Annotated in this window: 1 protein-coding gene; it reads right to left on the reverse strand. The window is 75.2% G+C overall.

Annotation, left to right across the window (positions count from 1 at the left end; translation table 11 throughout):
• Positions 1 to 64: 64 nt before the first annotated feature.
• Positions 65 to 278: thiol-disulfide oxidoreductase DCC family protein (locus tag SB719_RS19755; RefSeq protein WP_412159680.1), on the reverse strand; the 214-nt coding region annotated here is incomplete at its 5' end.

Here is a 278-nt window from a genome sequence, read left to right on the forward strand (position 1 = left end):
GTCGGCGCGTCGGGATGCGAACGCCCCCGGCATGCGACCGGCACGCGCGTGCCGGCGTGCGACGTCAGAGAAACCGGTCGCGCGCCGCGGGTGGCGGCAGCATGCAGCTCGCGCGGCGTCCGAACAGGCGATAGCGGCTGCGCGCGAGCAGGCGATAGCCCGCATCACGCAGGCCACGCGGCAGCACGCGCAGCACGACGGCCAGGCGCCAGAGGCCACCGAGCCGGCGCAGCACCTCGATGACGCCGTCGCTGTCGTGCCAGGCCGCATTGCCGTCC

Origin of the sequence: Pantoea sp. SIMBA_079, from assembly GCF_046940275.1 — a bacterium.
GTDB classification, from domain to species: Bacteria; Pseudomonadota; Gammaproteobacteria; order Enterobacterales; family Enterobacteriaceae; genus Pantoea; species Pantoea borealis.